The sequence below is a fragment of the Pseudomonas paraeruginosa genome, assembly GCF_003025345.2.
Taxonomy (GTDB): Bacteria; Pseudomonadota; Gammaproteobacteria; order Pseudomonadales; family Pseudomonadaceae; genus Pseudomonas; species Pseudomonas paraeruginosa.
Genome location: NZ_CP020560.1, coordinates 789,033 through 811,760, shown reverse-complemented (window position 1 = coordinate 811,760; position 22,728 = coordinate 789,033). Strand labels below are relative to the sequence as shown.

Below are 22,728 nucleotides of genomic sequence, written 5' to 3'. Positions count from 1 at the left end.
CGGGCATCGGGGTTCCTCCGTAGGCTCCTGGCGGGGCGCGCCCGAACGGGGCGCGCCGCTGCCCGGAACGCTACAGGGAAAGCCCCCGAGCTTTAACGGGGCAGGACTCAAGGCTGGTTTTGATTTTCCGTGCTTGACGACCGCGCCATCCGCAGGTGCGTGTCAGTCGCCCGCCTGGCCCGGCATGCGGATGCCATGCCGGCGCACCCGCCGATACAGGGTCGCGCGCGAGATGCCCAGCTCACGGGCTGCGGCCAGGGGTTTCCAGCGATGCCGCACGAGGGCGTCGAGCAACGCGTCGCGTTCCGGGCCACCGCCGCTCTCCACCGGATTGACCGGAGCCTGGCCGGCGCCGCGCAGCTCCGCCGGCAGGTCGGCGAGTTGCAGGGTGGGTCCGCCACACAGCGCGCAGGCGTAGCGCAGCACATGGCGCAGCTGGCGGACGTTGCCTGGCCAACGGTAGCCGAGCAGGCACTCCAGCGCCGCCTCGCCGAGTTCGATGCGCACGCCGCAGTGCGCGGTTTCCTCGTCGAGGATGCGCCGGATCAGCGCCAGCCGGTCGCTGCGTTCGCGCAGCGGCGGCAGCTCGAAGCGCGCGCCGCCGAGGCGGAAGTACAGGTCCTCGCGGAAGCCGCCGGCCGCCACCAGCGCCGCCAGGTCGCGGTGGGTGGCGCAGATCACCTGGATATCCACAGCCTGCCGGCGCGCCGCCCCCAGCGGCGCCACCTCGCCCTCGGCGAGCACGCGCAGCAGGCGGGTCTGCAGGCCCAGCGGCATGTCGCCGATCTCGTCGAGGAACAGGGTGCCGCCGTCGGCCTGTTGCAGCAGGCCGCGCATGCCTTTCGCCGCCGCGCCGGTGAAAGCCCCGGCGACATAACCGAACAGCTCGCTCTCGATCAGGCTTTCGGGAATCGCCGCGCAGTTCAGCGCGACGAAGGGTTTGTCGCGGCGGGCGCTGGCCTGGTGCAACTGGCGGGCGAAGACCTCCTTGCCGGCGCCGGTCTCGCCCTGGATCAGCACCGGCAGGTTGCGGTCCTTGACCCGCACCGCCAGGCGCAGGCTCTCGGCGATGCGCGGATCGAGCGCTGTGTCAGCGGCCACTTCGCGCTCCAGCCGCCGCGCCTTCACCCGCGGCGCGCTGAGGCGCACGTGCAGTTCGCCGGCCTGGCCGCGCAGCAGACACGGCGCCTGGTCGGCGGCGGCATGCAGGGCATCGAGGTCGAACACTTCGCCGATGTGGCCCGGCAACCGCCCCAGGCGCTGCCGCAGGAAGTGCCGCGCCGCCGGGTTCAGCGCCAGCAGGCGCCCGTCGGCGTCCCAGGCGAACAGGTAGTCCGGCTGGCTGTCGACATAGCCCGGCGCGCGGTGCGCGCGCAGCACCCAATGGCCCTGGGCGCTGTGCATGAAGAAGGCGTTCTCGATCTCCCGCGCGCTCTGCGCCACCATCTGCCGGATCAGGTGCTGGCTGCGGCGGTCGTCCGGCGATTGCACGGCGGAAACGTCGAGCACGCCGAGCAACTCGCCCTGCGGATCGAAGACCGGCGCCGCGGAACAGGTCAGGTCGATGAAGGCGGCGCGGAAGTGGTCGCGCTTGTGCACCGTCACCGGCGCCCGGTCGGTGAGCACGGCGGCCACCCCGCAGGTGCCCTCCTCGCCTTCCGACCAGCAGGTGCCGAGGTACAGCCCGGCCTTGCGGCAGTCGTTGCGGATGGTCGACTCGACACGGTAGTCGATGGTCCGCCCCTGGGCATCGGTGAGCAGTACGCAATAGTCGGCATCGCGCACCCGTCCATGCAGTCGCGCCACCTCTTCGCTGGCGATGCGCAGGAACAGTTCGGAACGCTCGCGGCATTCGTCGAGGAGGGTCTGCGAGAGGATCCGCGGTCCTTGCAGGGAACCGGGGTCGAGACGGTGCTGCTCCATGGAGCGCCGCCAGGAGTCGAGGATCGGCGTCGGCACCGGCGCCTGCGGCAGGCGCGCGGCGTTCCTCAGGACACGGCTGACACAGTCCACATGGTCCTTCGAGTGTGCGGAAAGCATGGGGCCTCCGTTGCTCGGCATCTTGTTGTTGTGCCGCCCATTAAGCGCCCATCGATGCCCCTCGACAAGCGCCGGGCGACCCCGGCCGACGACTGAGACGAAGCGTCTCAGCGTCTCGCCGGGAACCCGTGCGCGATGACATGGGTTGTCTCGCCGGACGTCGCCCCGGCGGTCGCCGGCCTTCCCATGCCGGCGCTCTACGACGGGCCTTCCGGCCGCCACGCCGCAACCTGGCATCGGCCTTGCTCCAGCCACGGCGACGGCAGGGCGGACTGTCCGCTCCTCCCAACGCCCTGCCGCATACACCCACAAGAACAATCAGAGGTGAAGCATGCACGCTACGTCGTCCGACGATTTTTCCCTGCACTCCCGGGTCGCCCTGGTGACCGGCGCCGGGCGCGGCATCGGCCGGGGCATCGCCCTCGACGGCGGCTTCTCGCTATGAAGCCGGCCTCGCCGCTCGTCGGCATCATCGCCAACCCGGCCTCCGGGCGCGACCTGCGTCGCCTCACCGCGCATGCCGGGCTGCATTCCAGCACCGACAAGGCATCGGTGGTGCAACGCCTGCTCGCCGCCTTCGGCGCCACCGGCATCCGCCACGCGTTGCTGCCGCCGGACATGACCGGCATCGCCGCCGCCGTGCTCCGGGCCAGCCAGACCCGCCAGGCCCGCGACGGCCACTGGCCGTTCCTGGAGTTCCTTGACATGCCGCTGCGCCAGAGCGTCGAGGATACCCGCCTGGCGGCGCGGCGCATGGTCGAGCGCGGTGTGGCGCTGATCGCCGTGCTCGGCGGCGACGGCACGCACAAGGCGGTGGCCGCCGAGGTCGGCGACGTCCCCCTGCTGGCGCTGTCCACCGGAACCAACAACGCCTTCCCGGAGCTACGCGAAGCCACTGGCGCGGGGCTCGCCGGCGGCCTCTGCGCCAGCGGCCGGGTGCCGCCGGAGATCGGCCTGCGACGCAACAAGCGCCTGCTGGTGCGCGAGGCGCGCCGCGGGCTCTGCGAGTGGGCGCTGGTGGACGTCGCGGTGTCGCCGCAGCCGTTCATCGGCGCCCGCGCCATCAGTCGCGCCGAAGACCTCGCCGAGGTCTTCGTCAGCTTCGCCGAACCCCACGCCATCGGCCTCTCGGCGCTTTGCGGACTGTGGTCGCCGGTGAGCCGCGAGGAGCCCCACGGCGCCTGGATGCGCCTGCATCCGGACGCCCGCGAGAGCCTGCTGGTGCCGCTGGCGCCGGGCCTGCTGGTGGACTGCGGGGTCTCTGCCGCCGGCTACCTGCAACCGGGCGTGGCCCACGCGCCGAGCCTGTCCAGCGGGACCCTGGCGCTGGACGGCGAGCGCGAGATCGAGTTCAGCGCCACCGACCGCCCGAGCATCACCCTCGACCCTTCCGGCCCGTTCAGCGTCGATGTGCCGGCCACCCTCGCCTACGCCGCCCGCCATCGCCTGCTGGCCGGCCAGCGAACCCCGATGACCCCGTGAAGACAACCTGGAGAACAACAAGATGTCCACTCTGAGCACCGACCAACTGCTCCATGCCTACCGCGTGATGCGCACCATCCGCGCCTTCGAGGAACGTCTGCACGTCGAGTTCGCCACGGGCGAGATACCCGGCTTCGTCCACCTCTACGCCGGCGAGGAAGCCTCCGCCGCCGGCGTGATGGCGCACCTGCGCGACGACGACTGCATCGCCTCCACCCACCGCGGCCACGGCCACTGCATCGCCAAGGGCGTCGACGTGCACGGCATGATGGCGGAGATCTACGGCAAGAAGACCGGCGTCTGCCAGGGCAAGGGCGGCTCCATGCATATCGCCGACCTGGAGAAGGGCATGCTCGGCGCCAACGGCATCGTCGGCGCCGGCGCGCCGCTGGCCGCCGGCGCCGCGCTGGCGGCCAGGCTGAAAGGCAGCGATGCGGTGGCGGTGGCCTTCTTCGGCGACGGCGGCTCCAACGAAGGCGCGGTGTTCGAAGCGATGAACCTGGCCGCGGTGTGGAACCTGCCGTGCCTGTTCGTCGCCGAGAACAACGGCTATGCCGAGGCCACCGCGGCCAACTGGTCGGTGGCCTGCGACCACATCGCCGACCGCGCCGCCGGCTTCGGCATGCCCGGGGTGACCGTCGACGGCTTCGACTTCTTCGCCGTCCACGAAGCCGCCGGTGCCGCCATCGAGCGCGCCCGCGCCGGCGAGGGGCCGTCGCTGATCGAAGTCAAGCTGACCCGCTACTACGGTCACTTCGAGGGCGACGCACAGACCTACCGCGACCCCGGCGAAGTGAAGCACTACCGGGAAACCCGCGACTGCCTCAAGCAGTTCCGCGAACGCACCAGCCATGCCGGCCTGCTCTCCACCGACGACCTGGACGCCATCGACGCCGAGGTCCAAGCGCATATCGAGGATGCCGTGCAGCGCGCCAAGAACGATCCCAAGCCGGAGCCGGCCGACCTGCTGCGCGACGTCTACGTGTCCTATCCCTGAGCCGCCCGACAACAAGAACGAGGAGAACCATCATGGCGAGAAAGATCAGCTACCAGCAGGCCATCAACGAGGCGCTGGCCCAGGAAATGCGCCGCGACCCGAGCGTCTTCATCATGGGCGAGGACAATGCCGGCGGCGCCGGCGCGCCCGGCGAGGACGACGCCTGGGGCGGCGTGCTGGGGGTCACCAAGGGCCTCTACCACCAGTTCCCCGGCCGCGTGCTGGACACCCCGCTGTCGGAGATCGGCTACGTCGGCGCCGCGGTCGGCGCCGCCACCCGCGGCATGCGCCCGGTGTGCGAACTGATGTTCGTCGACTTCGCCGGCTGCTGCCTGGACCAGATCCTCAACCAGGCCGCCAAGTTCCGCTACATGTTCGGCGGCAAGGCGGTCACCCCGCTGGTGATCCGCACCATGGTCGGCGCCGGCCTGCGCGCCGCCGCCCAGCATTCGCAGATGCTCACCTCGCTATGGACCCACATCCCCGGCCTCAAGGTGGTCTGCCCGTCGTCGCCCTACGATGCCAAGGGCCTGCTGATCCAGGCGATCCGCGACAACGACCCGGTGATCTTCTGCGAACACAAGCTGCTCTACTCGATGCAGGGGGAGGTACCCGAGGAGCTGTACACGGTGCCCTTCGGCGAGGCCAATTTCCTCCGCGACGGCGACGACGTCACCCTGGTGACCTACGGGCGCATGGTCCACCTGGCCATGGACGCCGCCGCCAGCCTGGCACGCCAGGGCATCTCCTGCGAGGTACTGGACCTGCGCAGCACCAGCCCGCTGGACGAGGACAGCATTCTCGAAAGCGTGGAAAAGACCGGCCGCCTGGTGGTGATCGACGAAGCCAACCCACGCTGCTCGATGGCCACCGACATCGCCGCGCTGGTCGCCGAACGGGCCTTCTCCGCGCTGCGCGCGCCGATCCGCCGGGTCACCGCGCCGCACACGCCGGTGCCTTTCTCCGACGCCCTGGAAGACCTCTACATCCCCGACGCGGCGAAGATCGAGGCGGCCGTGCGCCAGGCCCTGGAAGGGAGGGACGCGGCATGAGCCGGATCCATACGCTGACCATGCCCAAGTGGGGCCTGTCGATGAGCGAGGGCCGGGTGGATGCCTGGCTCAAGGAAGAAGGCGCGCACATCGAGAAAGGCGACGAGGTGCTCGACGTGGAGACCGACAAGATCTCCAGCAGCGTCGAGGCGCCCTTCTCCGGCGTGCTGCGGCGCCAGGTGGCGCGCGCGGACGAGACCCTGGCGGTCGGCGCGCTGCTCGGCGTGGTGGTCGAGGGCGAGGCCAGCGAGGAGGAGATCGACGCCGTGGTGCAACGCTTCCAGGCCGAGTTCGTCCCCGGCCACCAGGACGCCGCGGACAGCGGACCGGCCCCCCGCAAGGTCGAGCTGGATGGCCGCGTCCTGCGCTACTTCGACCGTGGCGAGGGAGATGCGCCGCTGCTGCTGATCCACGGTTTCGCCGGCGACCTGAACAACTGGCTGTTCAACCACGAGGCGCTGGCCGCCGAGCGTCGGGTGATCGCCCTGGACCTGCCGGGCCACGGCGAGTCCGGCAAGCTCCTGGCGCGCGGCGACCTCGACGAACTCAGCGCCAGCGTGCTGGCCCTGCTCGATCACCTCGAACTGGAACACGCGCACCTGGCCGGCCACTCCATGGGCGGCGCGGTGGCGCTGAACTGCGCGCGCCTGGCGCCGCAGCGGGTGCTGTCGCTGAGCCTGATCGGCAGCGCCGGCCTCGGCGAGGAGATCAACGGCGACTACCTGCGCGGCTTCGTCGAGGCGGCCAACCGCAACGCGCTGAAGCCACAACTGGTGCAGTTGTTCTCCGACCCGGCGCTGGTCACCCGGCAGATGCTCGAGGACATGCTCCGCTACAAGCGCCTGGAGGGCGTCGATGCGGCCCTGCGCCAGTTGCTGGACAACCTGTTCGCCGACGGTCGCCAGCGCAACGACCTGCGTGCCGTGGTGAGCGAGGGCCGCCAGCCGGTCCTGGCGATCTGGGGCGGCGATGACGCGATCATCCCGGCGCGGCATGCCGAGGGTCTGTCGGCCCAGGTAGAGATCATTCCCGGACAGGCGCACATGGTGCAGATGGAAGCCGCCGAGCAGGTCAACCGCCTGCTGCTCGACTTCCTCCGCCAGCACTGAGGAGACGACCGCCATGAACAGTTTCCCGCAAGCCAACGCGGCGATGCGCGCCGCCGTCTGGCACGGTCGCCACGACATCCGCGTGGAAGACGTGCCGCTCCCGGGCGAACCGCCGCCCGGCTGGGTGCAGATCCGCGTGCATTGGTGCGGCATCTGCGGTTCCGACCTGCACGAATACCTGGCCGGCCCGGTGTTCATCCCGGTGGAGACGCCGCACCCGCTCACCGGCCTCAAGGGCCAGTGCATCCTCGGCCACGAGTTCAGCGGCGAGATCGTCCGCCTCGGCGGCGGCGTGGCCGGCTTCGCCGTCGGCCAGGTGGTAGCCGCCGATGCCTGCCAGCACTGCGGCACCTGCTACTACTGCCGCCACGGGCTGTACAACATCTGCGAAAACCTGGCCTTCACCGGGCTGATGAACAACGGCGCCTTCGCCGAGTACGTCAACGTCCCGGCCAACCTGCTCTATGCCCTGCCGGCCGGATTTCCCAGCGAGGCCGGCGCGCTGATCGAGCCGCTGGCGGTGGGCATGCATGCGGTGAAGAAGGCCGGCAGCCTGCTCGGGCAGAACGTGGTGGTGGTCGGCGCCGGCACCATCGGCCTGTGCACCATCATGTGCGCGCGCGCCGCCGGCGCGGCGCAGGTGATCGCCCTGGAGATGTCCTCGGCGCGCAAGGCCAAGGCCCTGGAGGTCGGCGCCAGCCAGGTGCTGGACCCCTCGCGGTGCGACGCCCTCGGCGAAATCCGCGCCCTCACCGGCGGGCTTGGCGCCGACGTCAGCTTCGAATGCATCGGCAACAAGCACACCGCCAAGCTGGCCATCGACGCCATCCGCAAGGCCGGCAAGTGCGTGCTGGTGGGAATCTTCGAGGAGCCCAGCGAATTCAATTTCTTCGAGCTGGTTTCCACCGAGAAGCAGGTGCTCGGCGCACTCGCCTACAACGGCGAGTTCGCCGACGTGATCGCCTTCATCGCCGACGGCCGCCTCGACATCGCACCGCTGGTGACCGGTCGGATCGGCCTGGAAGAAATCGTCGAGCGCGGTTTCGAAGAGTTGGTGAACAACAAGGAGCACAACGTGAAGATCATCGTCTCGCCGGGCGGCTGACGCTTCAGCCCTTGTCGCGCTTGCGACGCAGCCCCGCGGCCGGCGGGGCTTCCTTTACGAAACGTAGAGACGCGGGCGGAGGTTCAGAACCACTTGTCGTTGCGCTTGCGCCGCACCCGCAGCAACGACGGCAGGATCAACCCGGCGAACAGGCCGGCGCCGGCGATGCTGCCGCCGTAGACCATGTAGCGCATCAGCACCTGCTTGTTCTCGTCGCCCAGCTGCGCCTGCACCGCCCGCAGGTCGGAGCGGGCCTTGCCAAGCTCGGCATCGAGGTTGCTGCGCGCCGCCTGCAATTCGTCGATCAGCTTCTTGCGCGTGTCGAGGGTTTCCTGCATGCCCTGCACGCGGGTCTTCCAGGTGTCGTTGATGCCGTCCAGCTCGGCGGTCAGGGCGGCCACCTTCTGTTCCAGCTGCGGCAGGCGCTCGGCCTGGCCGGGAACCTCCTGCAGGTCGCGGCTGGGGATCCACACGGTGCTGCCGTTCTCGCCGCGCACCTGGCTGTAATTGCCCTGGGTGCCGAGGAGCTCGACCTTCTGCCCGGAAGTGAGGGTGCCGACGATGCGATAGCCGTCGGTGGGGCCGCTGCGCACGAAAGTGGTCAGGCTGTCGCTCACCCAGCGCGCGTTGCCGGTCGCCTCCTCGGCCTGCGCCGGAGCGCCGGCCGCCAGCAGGCCGCCGAGCAGGCAGGCTCCGATGACGCGGTTCTGGAACGGGGAAAGAGCGGCGGGGAAGCGACGGGATAGGGACATGGCAATCTTCACATGGCGAGAGAACGAAACCCGCAAAGGGGAGCGAAAAAGCCGGCCAGTCGAATTGTTATGGACAAGCGCGCGACCGGGACGGGGCTACCGCATGGCCAAGGGCCATGCGCCCGGCCCGGTTGGGCCGACGGCTGACAGACAGCGTCCGGTGGGATTGAGTTCACTCGTTTCCGCAGGAATGGATGGATGGTTGTAACAATAAAATTTCGCCGTTCACGCAGGCCCGGTGCGATGCGGAAGCGAGGCCCCTGCGGATCGATCCTCGGAATCATCCTCGGATTTCCGCGCCAGCGGCAAACCGCCTCCGACAGCGCCGCGGGCAGCTTGCCATGGCAGCCCGCACACATGGCAAACCGAGCTCCCGGCCGGGCCGCTCGCCGAGACCGAGTGACATCGCGAGCCGGGCGGCGCCCTGTCAGCCCTCGGCGGGCGGCGGCTCGTCCAGCCCGCAGGCCTCGCGCAACAGGTCCAGGTGCTGCTGGCAGAAATCCAGGTAGGTCCTGACGAGGGTCGAGGGATGTCGGTGCGACGGATAGAGCAGGTGGATTTCCTGCTCTGGCAACGGCGACCGCGGCAGCAGCTCGACCAGTTCCCCGGCCCGTACCGCGGCGGCGGCCATGAACGGCGGTAACTCGGCGACCAGTTCGGCGGCCAGGGCACGGGCGCGCAGGTGCGCGTAGTCGTTGGTCGCCAGCACCACCCGCGGCTTGACCGGCTGCCCGCCCAGCGACCAGGCGCCCTCGCCGCTGCCGCCGGGGGACCACATGCCGGCCGGGAACCGGCGCAGGTCATCGAGCGTCTCCGCCAGGCCCTCGCGCTCGAGCAGGCGCGGACTGGCCACCAGTACATGTCGGTAGGCCAGCAGGCGACGCGCCACCATCGTCTCATGAGCGACCGCGCCGACCCGAAGGGCCACGTCGACGCCATCCTCGATCAGGTCGATGCGCCGTTCGGTGGTGAACACCTGCACGCGGATCTCCGGATAGCGCCGCTGGAACAGCCCGAGCAACTCCCACCAGGGTTCGAAACCGGGCGGCAGTGACAGCCGCAGGCGACCCTTGAGCCGCGCCTGGTCCGAGACCAGGGCCTGCTCCGCCTCGTGCAGCATCTCGACACCGCGAGAGGCATTCTCGTAGAGCCGCATGCCCGCCTCGGTCAACCGCGTCCCGCGCACCGAACGCTCAAGCAACTGCACAGCGAGCTGGCGCTCCAGGTCGCGGACCCGCCGGCTGAGCGTCGGCAGGGGAATCCCGAGGCGACCGGCGGCGGCCGACAGGCTACCCGCCTGGACTACGCCAACGAACATGCGAAGCGCGTTCAGGTCCATGCCTACCTCTCATCGATGGGAACCATCTTCTCTATCTTGTGCATTTTTTATCGAATGCGGAAGGAGGAAGGTAACGACCGTCCACCACGGGAGATTCCGTCCATGAGCATCCAGTCCATCCTGCGATCCTACGAGACCGCACTCAACGCGAACGACATCGACACCATCCTCGAACTCTACGGCGACGCGCCGGTGTTCATGCCGCAGCATGCCCCGGCCCTGGTCGGCCGCGAAGCGGTGCGCGCCGGCTACCGGCAGGTGTTCGCCAGCATCAGCCTGCAGGTCCGCTTCGACATCCACGAGGTCGAGGTCGCCGGCGACTGGGCCTGGGCCCGCACCAGTTCGGCCGGGCGCACCCGTCTGCTGGCCGACGGTGTGGAAATCGCCGAGGGCAACAACGAGCTGTTCGTGTTCCGGCGCGAACAGGGTCACTGGAAGATCCACCGTTATCTCTTCGCCACCAACCAGTCGCGCGCCTGAGGAACCACCGCCATGAAAGCCTATGTCATCGAACAAGCCGGCGGTCCGGAAGTCCTGCGCCTGCGCGACATCGCCTCGCCGGAACCGAACGCCAACGAAGTGCGGATCCGCGTGCGCGCCTTCGGCCTCAACCGCGCCGAGCTCTATCGGCGCGCCGGCAAGATGGGTCCGATCACCGGGCCGGTAGTTCCCGGCATCGAAGCGGTCGGCGAGGTCCTGCTGGACCCGTCCGGGCGCTTCCGGGTCGGCCAGCGGGTCGCCACCGCGATGGGTGGCCTGCAGTTCAGCCGCAACGGCAGCTACGCGGAAGAGGTCACGGTCCTGCGCAGCAATGTGCTCGCCCTGCCCGATACCTATCTGTCCTGGGAGGAGCTGGCAGCACTGCCGCAAGCCTACCTGACCATCTGGGGCGCGTTGGATCGCAGCCTGGCGATCCAACCCGGGCAGACCCTGCTGGTACGCGGCGCCACCTCCTCGGTCGGCCTGGCCGCCCTGACCTACGCCAAGGCACGCGGCCTGCGGGTGCTGGCCAGCACCCGCAGCGCGGAAAACACGGAGCGCCTGCGGCAGTTGGGAGCCGACCTGGTATTCGTCGACAACGGCGAGCTCTCCGCGTCGATCCTCGCAGCGCTGCCGGAGGGCGTGGACGCCGCGCTGGAGGTGGTCGGCGCGCCAACCCTGCGCGACAGCGTCCGCAGCCTGCGCCCGTTCGGCTCGGCATGCGTGATCGGCCTGCTCGGTGGCCCGCCATCGCTCGAACGGTTCCAACTGATGCAGGACCTGCCCGGCGCGGCCCGCCTGAGCTTCTTCCCCAGCGACCTGCTCGGCGGCGCGTACCTGGACCTGGGCGATTCGCCGTTGGGCTGGGTGGTGCAGGAACTGGCCAGCGGCCGCCTGCCCTCGCTGCTGTCCGCCACCTTCGATTTCGACGACCTGCCCCGCGCCCACAGCCTCATGGAGGCCAATCGCGCCTTCGGCAAGTTCGTGGTCCGCGTCTAGAGGAGAACCGACCATGCTTCATATTCCCCTTGCCCGACTGGCGCTCCCGTTCCTGTGCACCACCCTCTCACCATTCGCGGCGCACGCCGCCGCAGCGGACCCCACCATCGAGGCCGCCGTCACCCGGCAGCTGGAACGCTATGAAGAGGCGCTGAACGCCTCCGACGTCGACGCGGTGATGAGACTCTATGCCCGCGACCCGGTGTTCATGCCGCAACACAGCCTGCCCGCGGTGGGCCGCGAGGCGGTACGCGCGGCCTACCGGCAGGTGTTCGCGAAGATCCGCCTGGACATCGACTTCAGCATCGACGAGATCCGCCCGCTGGGCCCGGACTGGGCCTTCGCCCGGACCCGCTCCAACGGTACGCTGAAAGTGCTGGGCGTCGACGCTCCCGCAAACGCCGAGGCCAACCAGGAGGTGTTCCTCCTGCACCGCGAAAACGACGGCCAATGGCGCTTCGCCCGCTACATCTTCAGCACCACCAATCCTCCCCGGCTGCCCTGAGGCCGGGCCTGGCCAGGGACGGTCGCGACACGCCGGCCGGACAGCGCCGCCACCGGCCAAGTTGGTACACTGGCGCTTCCGGCGACGATCCGGCGCCGGGCGAAGGGCCGGGCAACCGGGCGCGGGCTCGCCCCCGTCGCAGCAAGCAGTGAACAAGAGGAACGATGATGAGCGTCGCTAACGGTATCCCCGCATCCATACGCCAGGCGGTGACAGCATGATCGAGGTCACCGAGGTTTCCATCGCCGAGCTGCGTGACGCGCTCGACTCCGGCCGTACCACGGCGGTCGAACTGGTCCGGGCCTATCTGGCGCGGATCGACGCCTACGATGCGCCCGGCACGCCCACCGCGCTGAACGCGGTGGTGGTGCGCAATCCCGACGCGCTGGCCGAAGCGCAGGCCTCCGACGCCCGCCGGGCGCGTGGCGAGACCCTCGGCCCGCTGGACGGCATTCCCTACACCGCCAAGGACAGCTACCTGGTCAAGGGCCTCACTGCGGCCTCCGGCAGCCCTGCGTTCAAGGACCTGGTGGCCCAGCGCGATGCCTTCACCGTCGAGCGCCTGCGTGCCGCCGGGGCGATCTGCCTGGGCAAGACCAATATGCCGCCCATGGCCAACGGCGGCATGCAGCGCGGCGTCTACGGCCGCGCGGAGAGCCCTTACAACGCCGCCTACCTCACCGCGCCCTTCGCCTCGGGTTCCTCCAACGGCGCCGGCACCGCCACCGCGGCCAGCTTCGCCGCCTTCGGCCTGGCCGAGGAAACCTGGTCGAGCGGGCGCGGCCCGGCGTCGAACAACGGGCTGTGCGCCTACACGCCGTCGCGCGGGGTGATCTCGGTGCGTGGCAACTGGCCGCTGACGCCGACCATGGACGTGGTGGTGCCTTACGCACGGAACATGGCCGACCTCCTGGAAATCCTCGACGTGGTGGTCGCCGACGATCCCGATACCCGCGGCGACCTCTGGCGCATGCAGCCCTGGGTGCCGATCCCCAAGGCCTCCGAGGTGCGCCCGGCGAGCTACCCGGCCCTGGCCGCAGGCGCCGAGGCCCTGGCCGGCAAGCGCTTTGGCGTGCCGCGCATGTTCATCAACGCCGACCCCGATGCGGGCACCAGCGAATCCCCCGGGATCGGCGGCCCGACGGGCCAGCGCATCCAGACCCGGCCCTCGGTCATCGCCCTCTGGGAACAGGCGCGCAAGGCCCTGGAAGCCGCCGGCGCGGAGGTGATCGAGGTGGACTTCCCGCTGGTTTCGAACTGCGAGGGCGACCGCCCCGGCGCGCCCACCGTGTTCAACCGCGGCCTGGTGTCGAAGGAATTCCTCCACGACGAGTTGTGGGAACTTTCGGCCTGGGGCTTCGACGACTTCCTGCGCGCCAATGGCGATCCGAAGCTGAACCGCCTGGCGGATGTCGACGGCCCGCAGATCTTCCCCCACGACCCCGGCACCCTGCCCAACCGCGAGGGCGACCTGGCCGCCGGCATGGACGAATACGTGCGGATGGCCGAGCGCGGCATCAAGCCCTGGGACCGGATCGCGACCCTGCCCGATGGCCTGCGCGGCCTCGAGGAAACCCGGCGGATCGACCTCGAGGAGTGGATGCAGGGCCTGCGCCTGGACGCAGTGCTGTTCCCCACCGTCGCCGACGTCGGCCCGGCGGACGCCGACGTCAACCCGGCCTCGGCCGACATCGCCTGGAGCAACGGCGTCTGGGTCGCCAACGGCAACCTCGCCATCCGCCACCTCGGCGTGCCCACCGTCACCGTGCCGATGGGGGTGATGGCCGACATCGGCATGCCGGTGGGCCTGACCTTCGCCGGCCGCGCCTACGACGACTCGGCGCTGCTGCGCTTCGCCGCAGCCTTCGAGTCGACCGGCGCGCGGCGCATCGTGCCGCCGCGCACGCCGCCGCTGGTACGCGAGTGACCCTCTGGCCGGGAGGCCCCCGCCTCCCGGCCTTGTTCTTCCGTCCAAGGTAGTTCTCGGTGCCTCGACTCTTCGTCTGCGCCAGCCTCGGCCCCGGCCGTTCCGACCAATGCGCACCGCGGAAGGTCGCAGGGCAATGGTCGACGGCCGTCGGCGAGCGGCAGGACGCGCAGGGTCGCCTGGCAGTCGCGCACCGGGGCCGGGTCCTGGAGGATGGCGTGGGTATGGTTGCGCCCGGCCTCGCTGAAGTCGAGCAGGCGTTCGACGCTGGTGCCGCCCTCGACGCTCTCCAGCGTTCGGACCCGGCCGCCCTCGCTGGGCACGCTCTGCAGGATGAACGGCAGCCAGTCAGGCAGCGCGTCGAAACCGCCGATCAGGCGCCAGACCTGTTCGGCGTCGTTGCGTAGATCGATGGATGCACGGGCCTTGGCCATCACGATGGCTCCCGGGGCATGCGCCCCGCCGATTCGATGAAGGAAGGTGCCGGGCGCACCGCCTGGGTGGAACGGTTCATCGGATGGCCACCGGGTTGATGTTGACCTGGGTCGAGCCGACGTACAGCGGCTGGCCGAGGACGAAGAGGAACTCCCAGGCCTGGTCGCGAACCAGCGCGCGACTGTCGATCAGCTCCAGGTTGTAGATGCCGCGCTTGGCCAGCATGTACTGGTTGACCGGGAACTCGTCCTTGCCGTGCGGGTTGGGATACACCTCGGAGGCCCAGGTGTCGCCGCCGAAGGCCACGATGCCCTGGTCGGCCAGCCACTTCGCGGCCTCCATGCCGATGCCCGGCTCGACTTCGAGGAACTGCTTGTTGTCCCTGCCGATCAGTTCCAGCCAGCCGGTGTTGAACAGCACCACGTCGCCCTTGCGCAGGGCCAGGCCTTGCTTCTTCAGCACCGCCTGGATGTCGGCGACGCTGAACTCGGTGCCGCCGGGGACGATGTCCTTGCCATAGTGGGCGGTCATGTCCAGCACCACGCCGCGGGTCACGAACGGCGGGACCTTCTCGATGCCGAGTTTCTTCACGCCTTCGACGGTGACGAAGTCGGCGGCCTGGTTGCCGTTGTAGTAGCGGTTGTCGATACCGATGTGGCCGATGCCGTTGAGCTGGGTGCCGACACCGGTCCAGGCGTTCACCAGTTCGTCGTTGAAGGTGAACCTGTTCGGGCCGAGGGACTGCCCGGCCTGTTCGCCCGGCTGGATGTTGTAGAGGCGGAAGCTGCGGTGGCGGAAGGCCGGAAGGTTCTTGTCCACCGGCACCGCCAGCGGGTAGGTCTTGCCGGTCCTGACCAGGCCGACCGCCTGTTTCACCACTTCCGGGGTGAGCAGGTTGGCGGCGCCGATTTCGTCCTTCGCGCCGTAGGCGGAAGGGTACCAGTCGGCGGCCGCGGCGGATTGTGCGGCGAACGGCAGCGCGGCGGCCAGGGCGAGCATGGCGAAGGTTTTCATGGTGATTCTCCTGTGTTCGTCGAGACCGGCGGGGGGACGCGGAGCGTCCTCGCCCGGCGTCGGGTGGAAGGCATTGGGGTCGACGGCGCACCGCTGCGGCGCGCCGGGAGGATGGGAAGGCCGGCTCAGTCCCAGGCCGGCGCAAGGCCTTCGGGGCTGACTTCACGGCCGTTGCGCTCGAGGCCGGCGATCCGCGCCATGTCCTCGTCGTCCAGGCGCAGGTCGCGGGCCAGCAGGTTGCTGGCAAGGTTCTCGCGGCGGGTCGAGGACGGGATCACCGCGTAGCCCAGTTGCATCGCCCAGGCCAGCGCAACCTGGGCCACGGTGGCCTGGTGCTTGGCGGCGATGCCGGCCAGCAGCGGGTCCTTCAGGACCTTGCCGTAGGCCAGGGTCATGTAGGAGGTGACCGCGATGCCCTGCTCCTCGAGGAAGGCGGTCAGCGCACGATTCTGCAGGTAGGGGCTGAGCTCGATCTGGTTGGTGGATATCTCGCCCGCACCGACCGCGGCGATGGCCTGGCGGGTCAGCTCGATATTGAAGTTGGAGACACCGATCCGGCGGGTCAGGCCCAGGGCCTTGGCTTCGGCCAGCGCCGCCATGTATTCCGGTAGCTCGGCGCCGTTGCCCGGCGCCGGCCAGTGGATCAGGGTCAGGTCGACCTGATCGGTGCGAAGCTTTTCCAGGCTCTCGCGCAGGCTGGCGACCAGCCTGCCCCTGGCGTAGTTGTCGACCCAGATCTTGGTGGTCAGGAACAGCTCGGATCGGGCTACGCCGCTCTCGGCGATGGCCTGGCCGATGTCCGCTTCATTGCCGTAGATCTGCGCGGTGTCGATGGCGCGGTAGCCCAGTTCGAGGGCGCTGCGCACCGAGTCGATGACGGCCTGGCCGGTCAGGCGGAAGGTGCCGAGGCCGAAGGACGGGAAAGAGTGGACGGTGGAAGACATGGCTGCGCTCCGTGGGCGGGATGGCTCGAATGAAGCGCAGTGTGGCGGCTTGCAACTCTTCGATTAAGACGAGAATGGAGCAAATTCATTTGCGCTGGAGTCACGAATCAAGGAGGTCTTCACTGGAGGTCTCCAGCGGAAATCGCCAGCCTCTGGCAGAACGCAGTTCATCGGCTTCGCCTCGACGGCCACGGCGGCCGGGGCAGCCTGTGCGACAAGTACCGTTACAGCGGCATCGACTTCGGCAACCTCAACTACGGCGAGCCGCGCAACCTGATGTCCACGGTGAAGTACACGCTCCGGGCCCGGACCGCCGCCGTGCCTCCACAGGCGCGGCGGCGCTGTTCGCCCCCCTTCCAGCCGCCTCAGCAGGGCCGGTAGCGGCGCTCGAACTCGCTCGCCAACTGCTCCAGCGTAACGCTACCCAGGCGCTCCAGGAGCAGCGCCTGCGCCGCCTCGAACGCTTCGCCGAGCGCTTCGTTGACCGCCTGCTCGACCAGGCATTCCGGATGGTCGGTAGACAGGCCGATGGCGAAGATCGAGGACGCTCCCAGTGCCTGGTGGATATCCAGCAAAGTGATGTCCGCCAGCGGCTTGGCCAGCCTCCAACCGCCGCGATGGCCCTTCTCCGAACTCACGTAGCCTTCGTTCTTCAGCAGCGCCATGGTCCGCCGCACCACCACCGGGTTGGTGCCAAGCATATGCGCGATGGCTTCGGAGGTCGCCGGCCCTTCGTGGCGGGCCATATGGATCAGCACATGGAGCATGCGCGAGAGGCGGGTGTCGTTTCTCATGGACGGCGGGCTCGTGGAGACGGAAAGGCCATGAGTATCTCTCGCTACAGAAAAAGTTACGAGAGCGTTGACAAGCCCATATCATGAAACTTATGTTGTTTCATGACTATCCGAATGGGAGATACGCCATGACTTTCGACGTGATCATCGTGGGCGGCAGCTATGCCGGCATCTCCGCGGGCATGCAACTGGCGCGGGCGCGGCGCAGGGTGCTGGTGATGGATACGGGCCTGCGACGCAACCGCTTCGCCCGGGCCTCCCATGGCTTTCTCGGCCAGGACGGCCGCGATCCGGCGGCCATCGCCGATGACGCCCGCGCACAGTTGCTGGCCTATCCCAGCGTCGAGTGGCTGTCCGAAGCCGCCGTCGCGGCGAAGAAGGAGGCTGACGGTTTCGTGGTGAAGGCCGCCAACGGAGAACGCTTCACCGCGCGCCGGCTGATCCTCGCCAGCGGGGTAGCCGACGACCTGCCGGAGATCCCCGGTCTTGCGGAGCGCTGGGGCCGGCACGTGTTCCATTGCCCGTATTGCCACGGCTACGAACTGGACGGTGGGCCGATTGGCGTACTGGCGGCCTCGCCGCTGGCCATCCACCACGCCCTGATGTTGCCCGACTGGGGAACGACCACCTTCTTCCTCAACGGCGTCTTCGAACCTGATGCCGAGCAAATGTCCAGGCTGGACCGGCGCGGCGTGGCGATCGAGCGCGAAGCCGTGGTCGCTCTGGGCGGCGTGCGCGCCGACGTGATCCTGGCCAGCGGACGCACGATTCCGCTCGCGGGGTTGTTCACCCAGCCACGTACGCGCATGGCCAGCCCGCTGGCGGCATTGCTCGGCTGCGAGTTCGAGGATGGACCGAGCGGGCCGTTCATCAGGACCGACGGCATGCGCGAAACCAGCGTTCCCGGCGTCTTCGCCTGCGGCGACGCGGCGCTGGCGGCCGGCAACGTCGCCATCGCAGTGGGCGACGGCGCGCGCACCGGTGGCGCGGTGCATCATTCGCTGCTGTTCCGCTGACGGCGGAGCCGGCGGCCAAGGAGCGGCCCACCGCCCGGCAAATCTTTCGAACTCCCCGGCGCTCCAGCTTTCCACTCTCCTGCATGTCACGCCACGGCGCCCGTCACGGGCGCCCCGACAAAGGAGAAAACCATGAGCACGAACCTGCAAGGCAAGAAGGTACTGGTCATCACCGCCAACGCCGGGATCGAGCGCGACGAGTTGCTCGAACCGCTGAAAGCCCTGAAGCGACAGGGCGCCGCGGTCACCCATGCGACCATCGAAGGCGGCGAGGCGCAGACCTGGGTACATGACCGCGAGAAAGACCTGATCGTCGACTCCGACGCCCGGCTGCAAGGCCAGCGCGCCGAGGACTACGACCTGCTGCTGGTGCCCGGCGGCACGGTGAACGCCGACACCCTGCGCCAGGACAGCGAGGCCCGGCGCCTGGTCAAGGAGTTCAGCGAAGCGGGCAAGACGGTCGCCGCCATCTGCCACGGCCCGTGGCTGCTGATCGATGCGGGCGTGGCCAGCGGCAAGACCCTGACCTCCTATTCCAGCGTGCGCATCGACCTGAGCAATGCCGGTGCCGACTGGGTCGACGCCCAGGTGAAGACCTGTCCGGCGAACGGCTGGACCCTGATCACCTCGCGCAACCCGGGCGACCTGCAGGCGTTCAGCCAGGCCATCGGCGAGGCCCTGCGGGCGGCGGCCTGATCGTCGCTCGTGGAGACAATCGGTGGGCACCCTGAAGATCGCCACCTTCAACGTCAACGGCATCCAGACCCGGCTGGCCGCGCTGCTCGCCTGGCTGGAGCGGGAGACGCCGGACATCGTCTGCCTGCAGGAATTGAAGACGCCCGACGCGCGCTTCCCCGCCGCGGCGCTGGAGAAGGCCGGATACGGCGCGATCTGGCAGGGCCAGTCGGCGTGGAACGGCGTCGCCATCCTCGCCCGCGACAGCCAGCCGCTGGAGGTTCGCCGGGGCCTGCCGGGCAACGCCAGCGACCCGCAGAGCCGCTACCTCGAGGCGGCCGTCGACGGCCTGCTGGTGGCCAGCCTGTACCTGCCCAACGGCAATCCCCAGCCTGGGCCGAAGTTCGACTACAAGCTGGCCTGGTTCGAGCACCTCATCCGCCACGCCGCCGAGCTGATGAAGAGCGGCCACCCGGTGGTGCTGGCCGGCGACTTCAACGTCGTGCCCACGGATTTCGACATCTACGACATCCGTTCCTGGAAGAAGGACGCGCTGCTCCAGCCGGAGTCCCGCGAGTGCTTCGAGCGCCTCCTGCGGCAGGGCTGGGTGGACGCGCTGCGCCAGCGTTTCCCCGACCGGCGCCTCTATACCTTCTGGGACTACTTCCGCCAGCACTGGCAACGCGACGCCGGGCTGCGCATCGACCACCTGCTGCTCAGCGCCAGCCTGGCGGAACGCCTGGTGGATGCCGGGGTGGATCGCTGGGTGCGCGGCGAGGAGCACGCCAGCGACCACGCGCCGGCCTGGGTAAGCCTGCGCCGACCCTGACCGTGTCGCGGCGCCACGCCGGACGACGCAGGAACGGTAAGCGCCGGCAGCCTTCATCGGCCACTTATCGTTCCTGGTTCGACGGCGCTCCGCCGAGCCTGCCAGGACAGGCTCGCCAGGGCAGGCGGCGGGGTAGTAGCATCGCCCGACCGAAACGTCCCACCGTCCCCTCGCGAGGCGCCGCCCCATGGTCCTGACCAGCACCATCACCCTCTACGACGAGCGCTGGCCCATACGCTTCCAGGTCGCCCGCGCACAGATCGCTGGTGCCTTCGGCGACGAGCTGCTGGCCATCCATCATGTCGGCAGCACCGCCGTACCGGGGCTCGCGGCCAAGCCGGAGATCGACCTGCTGGTGGTGGTTTCGGCACAGCGTGACGAGGTCCGCCGCGACGAGGCGTTGCGCGACCTCGGTTATGTGCGCGGCAGCGACCTGTCGGCGGGGCACCATTTCCATCGGCGCGACGTCGACGGCGTGCGCACTCACAAGATTCATGTCTGCACCGAGGGTCATGCACAGATCGACAGGATGCTGCGTTTCCGCGACCTGCTGCGCAAGGATTCGCTCCTGCGCCAACGCTACCAGGACCTCAAGCTGGCCCTGGAGGCGGAAAATACCGGCGGCATCGGCGAGTACCTCGCCGGCAAGGCGCCCTTCATCGACAGCGTGATGGCCCCCTGTGCCGAACGGTCCTGACCTCAGCGGAACATGAGTAATCTCGTACCGCCTTGCCGGCCCCAGTATCAGGCACGGCGCCATCCGCTCGCTGAGCGTATATATCCGGCAATCATAAGAAAGCATCAAATCAATATGCATCAAAAGAAATAAGACATATAAATTCCAACCGGAAACAAACCAACCAACCAAAGCGCCGCCCGGCGGAAAAGTCCGAATACTCCAAGTTCATATTCGTTAACTCCGTCACAATCCATAGCACACCAGGAAAGTGCGCCATCGCTCGGCAAAGCTCTAGGCATGAACCTACCAAGTGCGCATTGCAGAGCGCCTGTATCCCGAACTTCCGTTGGATTCCGACGAACTTCAAAATATTCATCCAGCCCGCACTAATAGCTATTCCTTTTGCTAACCGGCCACACTTGCGCAGAATTAATAGCTAGCAGAAACGAACATAAAAAATATTTGAACGACTCCGTCACCCCTGCATATCTTTCGCCACGCGAATGATTAAGGAAGTTGCCCTCCCCCACACTCAAGGAGTCGATTCATGCATAAGCTTACATACCTGAATGCATGCCTGATTCTCGCGCTGGCTGTCGGCGCGAACCAGGCCTCGGCGGCGCCCGGTGCGAACGAAATGGCTGGCGACGTCGCCGTGCTCCAGGCTTCTCCGGCGAGCACCGGTCACGCCCGCTTCGCCAACCCCAACGCAGCGACCTCGGCGGCCGGCATCCACTTCGCCGCGCCCCCCGCCCGCCGCGTGGCACGCGCCGCGCCGCTGGCGCCGAAACCGGGTACGCCGCTGCAAGTGGGCGTGGGTCTGAAGACGGCGACGCCGGAAATCGACCTGGCCACCCTCGAGTGGATCGACACCCCGGACGGCCGCCATACCGCTCGCTTCCCGGTCAGCGCCGCGGGGGCCGCCAGCCTGCGCGCCGCGATTCGCCTGGAAACCCGCAGCGGCTCGCTGCCCGACGACGTCGTGCTGCACTTCGCCGGTGCCGGCAAGGAGATCTTCGAGGCCAGCGGCAAGGATCTGTCGCCCAACCGCCCCTACTGGAGCCCGGTGATCGAGGGCGACACCCTGACCGTGGAGCTGGTCCTGCCGGCCAGCCTGCAACCGGGGGACCTGCGCCTGTCGGTACCCCAGGTATCGTATTTCGCCGACTCGCTGTACAAGGCCGGCTACCGCGACGGCTTCGGTGCCAGCGGCAGCTGCGAGGTGGATGCGGTCTGCGCGACCCAGAGCGGCACGCCGGCCTACGACAACGCCACCGCCGCGGTGGCGAAGATGGTCTTCACCAACTCGGCCGACGGTGGCAGCTACATCTGCACCGGCACCCTGCTGAACAACGGCAACTCGCCCAAGCGCCAGCTGTTCTGGTCGGCCGCGCACTGCATCGAGGACCAGGCTACCGCCGCGACGCTGCAGACCATCTGGTTCTACAACACCACCCAGTGCTACGGCGACGCCTCGACCATCAACCAGAGCGTCACCGTGCTGACCGGCGGGGCGAACATCCTGCACCGCGACGAGAAGCGCGACACCCTGCTGCTGGAACTCAAGCGTACCCCGCCGGCCGGGGTGTTCTACCAGGGCTGGAGCGCCACGCCGATCGCCAACGGCGCGCTCGGCCATGACATCCACCATCCGCGCGGCGACGCGAAGAAGTACTCGCAGGGCAACGTCACGGCGGTGGGCGTCACCTACGACGGGCATACCGCCCTGACCCGCGTCGACTGGCCGTCGGCGGTGGTCGAGGGTGGCTCGTCCGGCTCGGGCCTGCTGACCCAGGCCAGCGACGGTTCCTACCAGCTGCGCGGCGGCCTCTACGGCGGCCCCTCGTACTGCGGCGCACCGACCGCCAAGCGCAACGATTACTTCTCCGACTTCAGCGGCGTCTACTCGCAGATCGCCCGCTACTTCGCGCCCTGAAGACCGGGCAGGCTACCGAGCGCGCGGGGTCGTCAACCCGCGCATCGGCGGATAACCGCGCGGCGGTTATTCGCCCTACGCCTGGATCGGCGCGTGGAAGTGCGGTTTCTTTCGTCGGTCAGGGACACGTAGGGCGCATGACGCCGGTGGCGTCATGCGCCGATCCCCGCCGTCTGTTCAGTCCTGGCGGCTGGTGACTTCCAGCAGGTGGTAGCCGAACTGGGTCTTCACCGGTCCCTGGACCACGTTCAGCGGCGCGCTGAAGACCACCTGGTCGAATTCGCGGACCATCTGGCCGGGCCCGAAGGACCCGAGGTTGCCGCCGTCGCGGCCGGAGGGACAGGTCGAATGCTGGCGGGCGATCTCGGCGAAGTCGGCGCCGCCTTCGATGGCGGTCTTCAGTTCGTTGCACTTGGCTTCGCTGGAAACCAGGATGTGGCGGGCAGTGGCTCGGGCCATGGGGAGGTACTCCTCGGTTGAAAGCGCAGAGCCTAGCAGACATCCAGCCCGGCACCGACAACCCGCGACCGCGGGGAGGCTCGACAACCGCGACACGGCCTGCTTGACTCGGCCCCCTTCGCGCAACCACGGACGCCCTGGGCAGCCTGGACACGCCGCT

At 68.8% G+C, this 22,728-nt stretch carries 22 protein-coding genes and 2 pseudogenes; 16 read left to right on the top strand and 8 right to left on the bottom strand.

Translation table 11 applies throughout. The annotated features are described in order from the left end of the window. Window positions 1-162 precede the first annotated feature (162 nt). Window positions 163-2,040, bottom strand: a complete 1,878-nt coding sequence (locus tag B7D75_RS03960; protein ID WP_058129418.1) for a sigma-54-dependent Fis family transcriptional regulator — start codon at window positions 2,038-2,040, stop codon at window positions 163-165. Between the two features lie 331 nt (window positions 2,041-2,371). On the opposite strand from B7D75_RS03960, the pseudogene B7D75_RS03955 reads away from it, so the two are divergent. The 6 genes and pseudogenes from B7D75_RS03955 to B7D75_RS03930 form a co-directional block, all read left to right on the top strand. Next, window positions 2,372-2,464 (top strand): annotated as a pseudogene (locus B7D75_RS03955) (SDR family NAD(P)-dependent oxidoreductase); the annotation flags it as partial. A 17-nt stretch (window positions 2,465-2,481) separates the two neighbouring features. Next, window positions 2,482-3,522 (top strand): ATP-NAD kinase family protein, encoded by a 1,041-nt coding sequence (locus B7D75_RS03950; protein WP_034081620.1) that lies wholly within the window; start codon window positions 2,482-2,484, stop codon window positions 3,520-3,522. A 22-nt stretch (window positions 3,523-3,544) separates the two neighbouring features. Continuing rightward, window positions 3,545-4,519, top strand: coding sequence for a thiamine pyrophosphate-dependent dehydrogenase E1 component subunit alpha (locus tag B7D75_RS03945; protein WP_034081619.1), 975 nt, complete (start codon window positions 3,545-3,547; stop codon window positions 4,517-4,519). A 32-nt stretch (window positions 4,520-4,551) separates the two neighbouring features. Beyond that, window positions 4,552-5,571, top strand: a complete 1,020-nt coding sequence (locus B7D75_RS03940) for an alpha-ketoacid dehydrogenase subunit beta (protein ID WP_012074287.1) — start codon at window positions 4,552-4,554, stop codon at window positions 5,569-5,571. Beyond that, complete coding sequence (locus B7D75_RS03935) at window positions 5,568-6,680, top strand: acetoin dehydrogenase dihydrolipoyllysine-residue acetyltransferase subunit (protein WP_003151801.1); 1,113 nt, start codon at window positions 5,568-5,570, stop codon at window positions 6,678-6,680. Before B7D75_RS03940 ends, B7D75_RS03935 begins: the two co-directional genes overlap by 4 nt. Window positions 6,681-6,723: 43 nt before the next feature. Continuing rightward, window positions 6,724-7,785, top strand: a complete 1,062-nt coding sequence (locus tag B7D75_RS03930; protein ID WP_239481366.1) for a 2,3-butanediol dehydrogenase — start codon at window positions 6,724-6,726, stop codon at window positions 7,783-7,785. An 83-nt stretch (window positions 7,786-7,868) separates the two neighbouring features. Here the strand turns inward: B7D75_RS03930 and B7D75_RS03925 are convergent, their stop codons facing one another. Together B7D75_RS03925 and B7D75_RS03920 are read right to left on the bottom strand one after the other, a co-directional pair. Further along, the gene (locus B7D75_RS03925) at window positions 7,869-8,537 is read right to left on the bottom strand and encodes a TIGR04211 family SH3 domain-containing protein (RefSeq protein ID WP_003151799.1); all 669 of its coding nucleotides are present in this window, start codon (window positions 8,535-8,537) and stop codon (window positions 7,869-7,871) included. Window positions 8,538-8,964: 427 nt separating this feature from the next. After that, a complete protein-coding gene (locus B7D75_RS03920; RefSeq protein ID WP_012074284.1) occupies window positions 8,965-9,876 on the bottom strand; it encodes a LysR family transcriptional regulator in 912 nt (303 codons plus the stop codon). 102 nt (window positions 9,877-9,978) lie between these two features. On the opposite strand from B7D75_RS03920, the gene B7D75_RS03915 reads away from it, so the two are divergent. The 4 genes from B7D75_RS03915 (at window position 9,979) to B7D75_RS03900 (ending at window position 13,787) form a co-directional block, all read left to right on the top strand. Continuing rightward, complete coding sequence (locus B7D75_RS03915) at window positions 9,979-10,356, top strand: YybH family protein (protein ID WP_003151795.1); 378 nt, start codon at window positions 9,979-9,981, stop codon at window positions 10,354-10,356. A 12-nt stretch (window positions 10,357-10,368) separates the two neighbouring features. Beyond that, window positions 10,369-11,355: a zinc-binding alcohol dehydrogenase family protein gene (locus B7D75_RS03910; protein ID WP_058174480.1), complete on the top strand. Its 987-nt coding sequence runs from the start codon at window positions 10,369-10,371 to the stop codon at window positions 11,353-11,355. Window positions 11,356-11,368: 13 nt separating this feature from the next. Beyond that, entirely contained in the window at window positions 11,369-11,860 is a 492-nt protein-coding gene (locus tag B7D75_RS03905) for a YybH family protein (RefSeq protein WP_053813358.1), read from the top strand. Window positions 11,861-12,077: 217 nt separating this feature from the next. Continuing rightward, entirely contained in the window at window positions 12,078-13,787 is a 1,710-nt protein-coding gene (locus B7D75_RS03900; RefSeq protein WP_012074280.1) for an amidase, read from the top strand. Here B7D75_RS03900 and B7D75_RS03895 read toward each other — a convergent pair. The 3 genes from B7D75_RS03895 to dkgB all read right to left on the bottom strand — a co-directional run bounded on the left by B7D75_RS03895 (window position 13,688) and on the right by dkgB (window position 16,180). Continuing rightward, the gene (locus B7D75_RS03895; protein WP_052151127.1) at window positions 13,688-14,221 is read right to left on the bottom strand and encodes an SRPBCC family protein; all 534 of its coding nucleotides are present in this window, start codon (window positions 14,219-14,221) and stop codon (window positions 13,688-13,690) included. The two genes, B7D75_RS03900 and B7D75_RS03895, sit on opposite strands and share 100 nt — an antisense overlap. Window positions 14,222-14,297: 76 nt before the next feature. Continuing rightward, window positions 14,298-15,236 carry a cyclase family protein gene (locus tag B7D75_RS03890; protein ID WP_003157311.1) on the bottom strand — a complete coding sequence of 313 codons (939 nt, stop codon included), beginning with the start codon at window positions 15,234-15,236 and terminating at the stop codon, window positions 14,298-14,300. Window positions 15,237-15,361: 125 nt separating this feature from the next. Continuing rightward, the gene (gene dkgB, locus B7D75_RS03885) at window positions 15,362-16,180 is read right to left on the bottom strand and encodes a 2,5-didehydrogluconate reductase DkgB (RefSeq protein WP_107113753.1); all 819 of its coding nucleotides are present in this window, start codon (window positions 16,178-16,180) and stop codon (window positions 15,362-15,364) included. Between the two features lie 207 nt (window positions 16,181-16,387). Between dkgB and B7D75_RS30065 the strand changes: the two are divergent. Continuing rightward, a pseudogene (locus B7D75_RS30065) lies at window positions 16,388-16,480 on the top strand (hypothetical protein); the annotation flags it as partial. Window positions 16,481-16,545: 65 nt separating this feature from the next. On the opposite strand, the gene B7D75_RS03880 reads toward B7D75_RS30065, so the two are convergent. After that, window positions 16,546-16,974: an Rrf2 family transcriptional regulator gene (locus tag B7D75_RS03880; protein WP_003157314.1), complete on the bottom strand. Its 429-nt coding sequence runs from the start codon at window positions 16,972-16,974 to the stop codon at window positions 16,546-16,548. An 83-nt stretch (window positions 16,975-17,057) separates the two neighbouring features. On the opposite strand from B7D75_RS03880, the gene B7D75_RS03875 reads away from it, so the two are divergent. From B7D75_RS03875 to piv, 5 genes are all read left to right on the top strand, one after another. Then, entirely contained in the window at window positions 17,058-17,990 is a 933-nt protein-coding gene (locus tag B7D75_RS03875) for an NAD(P)/FAD-dependent oxidoreductase (RefSeq protein ID WP_074197476.1), read from the top strand. 132 nt (window positions 17,991-18,122) lie between these two features. Beyond that, window positions 18,123-18,686, top strand: a complete 564-nt coding sequence (locus B7D75_RS03870) for a DJ-1/PfpI/YhbO family deglycase/protease (protein ID WP_058145591.1) — start codon at window positions 18,123-18,125, stop codon at window positions 18,684-18,686. Window positions 18,687-18,708: 22 nt separating this feature from the next. Continuing rightward, window positions 18,709-19,494 (top strand): exodeoxyribonuclease III, encoded by a 786-nt coding sequence (gene xth / locus B7D75_RS03865; RefSeq protein ID WP_107113752.1) that lies wholly within the window; start codon window positions 18,709-18,711, stop codon window positions 19,492-19,494. Window positions 19,495-19,681: 187 nt separating this feature from the next. Beyond that, on the top strand, window positions 19,682-20,191 hold the full coding sequence (locus B7D75_RS03860) for a GrpB family protein (protein WP_034081610.1): 510 nt from the start codon (window positions 19,682-19,684) through the stop codon (window positions 20,189-20,191). A 529-nt stretch (window positions 20,192-20,720) separates the two neighbouring features. Further along, window positions 20,721-22,109 carry a protease IV gene (piv, locus tag B7D75_RS03855; protein ID WP_107113751.1) on the top strand — a complete coding sequence of 463 codons (1,389 nt, stop codon included), beginning with the start codon at window positions 20,721-20,723 and terminating at the stop codon, window positions 22,107-22,109. 177 nt (window positions 22,110-22,286) lie between these two features. On the opposite strand, the gene B7D75_RS03850 is transcribed toward piv, so the two are convergent. Further along, entirely contained in the window at window positions 22,287-22,568 is a 282-nt protein-coding gene (locus B7D75_RS03850) for a peptidylprolyl isomerase (RefSeq protein ID WP_003157456.1), read from the bottom strand. Window positions 22,569-22,728 lie beyond the last annotated feature (160 nt).

Bases quoted from the DNA above. Each gene is read 5' to 3' on its own strand.
- B7D75_RS03960 (WP_058129418.1), bottom strand. From the start codon at position 2,040: ATGCTTTCCGCACACTCGAAGGACCATGTGGACTGTGTCAGCCGTGTC.
- B7D75_RS03950 (WP_034081620.1), top strand. From the start codon at position 2,482: ATGAAGCCGGCCTCGCCGCTCGTCGGCATCATCGCCAACCCGGCCTCC.
- B7D75_RS03945 (WP_034081619.1), top strand. From the start codon at position 3,545: ATGTCCACTCTGAGCACCGACCAACTGCTCCATGCCTACCGCGTGATG.
- B7D75_RS03940 (WP_012074287.1), top strand. From the start codon at position 4,552: ATGGCGAGAAAGATCAGCTACCAGCAGGCCATCAACGAGGCGCTGGCC.
- B7D75_RS03935 (WP_003151801.1), top strand. From the start codon at position 5,568: ATGAGCCGGATCCATACGCTGACCATGCCCAAGTGGGGCCTGTCGATG.
- B7D75_RS03930 (WP_239481366.1), top strand. From the start codon at position 6,724: ATGCGCGCCGCCGTCTGGCACGGTCGCCACGACATCCGCGTGGAAGAC.
- B7D75_RS03925 (WP_003151799.1), bottom strand. From the start codon at position 8,537: ATGTCCCTATCCCGTCGCTTCCCCGCCGCTCTTTCCCCGTTCCAGAAC.
- B7D75_RS03920 (WP_012074284.1), bottom strand. From the start codon at position 9,876: ATGGACCTGAACGCGCTTCGCATGTTCGTTGGCGTAGTCCAGGCGGGT.
- B7D75_RS03915 (WP_003151795.1), top strand. From the start codon at position 9,979: ATGAGCATCCAGTCCATCCTGCGATCCTACGAGACCGCACTCAACGCG.
- B7D75_RS03910 (WP_058174480.1), top strand. From the start codon at position 10,369: ATGAAAGCCTATGTCATCGAACAAGCCGGCGGTCCGGAAGTCCTGCGC.
- B7D75_RS03905 (WP_053813358.1), top strand. From the start codon at position 11,369: ATGCTTCATATTCCCCTTGCCCGACTGGCGCTCCCGTTCCTGTGCACC.
- B7D75_RS03900 (WP_012074280.1), top strand. From the start codon at position 12,078: ATGATCGAGGTCACCGAGGTTTCCATCGCCGAGCTGCGTGACGCGCTC.
- B7D75_RS03895 (WP_052151127.1), bottom strand. From the start codon at position 14,221: ATGGCCAAGGCCCGTGCATCCATCGATCTACGCAACGACGCCGAACAG.
- B7D75_RS03890 (WP_003157311.1), bottom strand. From the start codon at position 15,236: ATGAAAACCTTCGCCATGCTCGCCCTGGCCGCCGCGCTGCCGTTCGCC.
- dkgB (WP_107113753.1), bottom strand. From the start codon at position 16,180: ATGTCTTCCACCGTCCACTCTTTCCCGTCCTTCGGCCTCGGCACCTTC.
- B7D75_RS03880 (WP_003157314.1), bottom strand. From the start codon at position 16,974: ATGAGAAACGACACCCGCCTCTCGCGCATGCTCCATGTGCTGATCCAT.
- B7D75_RS03875 (WP_074197476.1), top strand. From the start codon at position 17,058: ATGAAACTTATGTTGTTTCATGACTATCCGAATGGGAGATACGCCATG.
- B7D75_RS03870 (WP_058145591.1), top strand. From the start codon at position 18,123: ATGAGCACGAACCTGCAAGGCAAGAAGGTACTGGTCATCACCGCCAAC.
- B7D75_RS03860 (WP_034081610.1), top strand. From the start codon at position 19,682: ATGGTCCTGACCAGCACCATCACCCTCTACGACGAGCGCTGGCCCATA.
- piv (WP_107113751.1), top strand. From the start codon at position 20,721: ATGCATAAGCTTACATACCTGAATGCATGCCTGATTCTCGCGCTGGCT.
- B7D75_RS03850 (WP_003157456.1), bottom strand. From the start codon at position 22,568: ATGGCCCGAGCCACTGCCCGCCACATCCTGGTTTCCAGCGAAGCCAAG.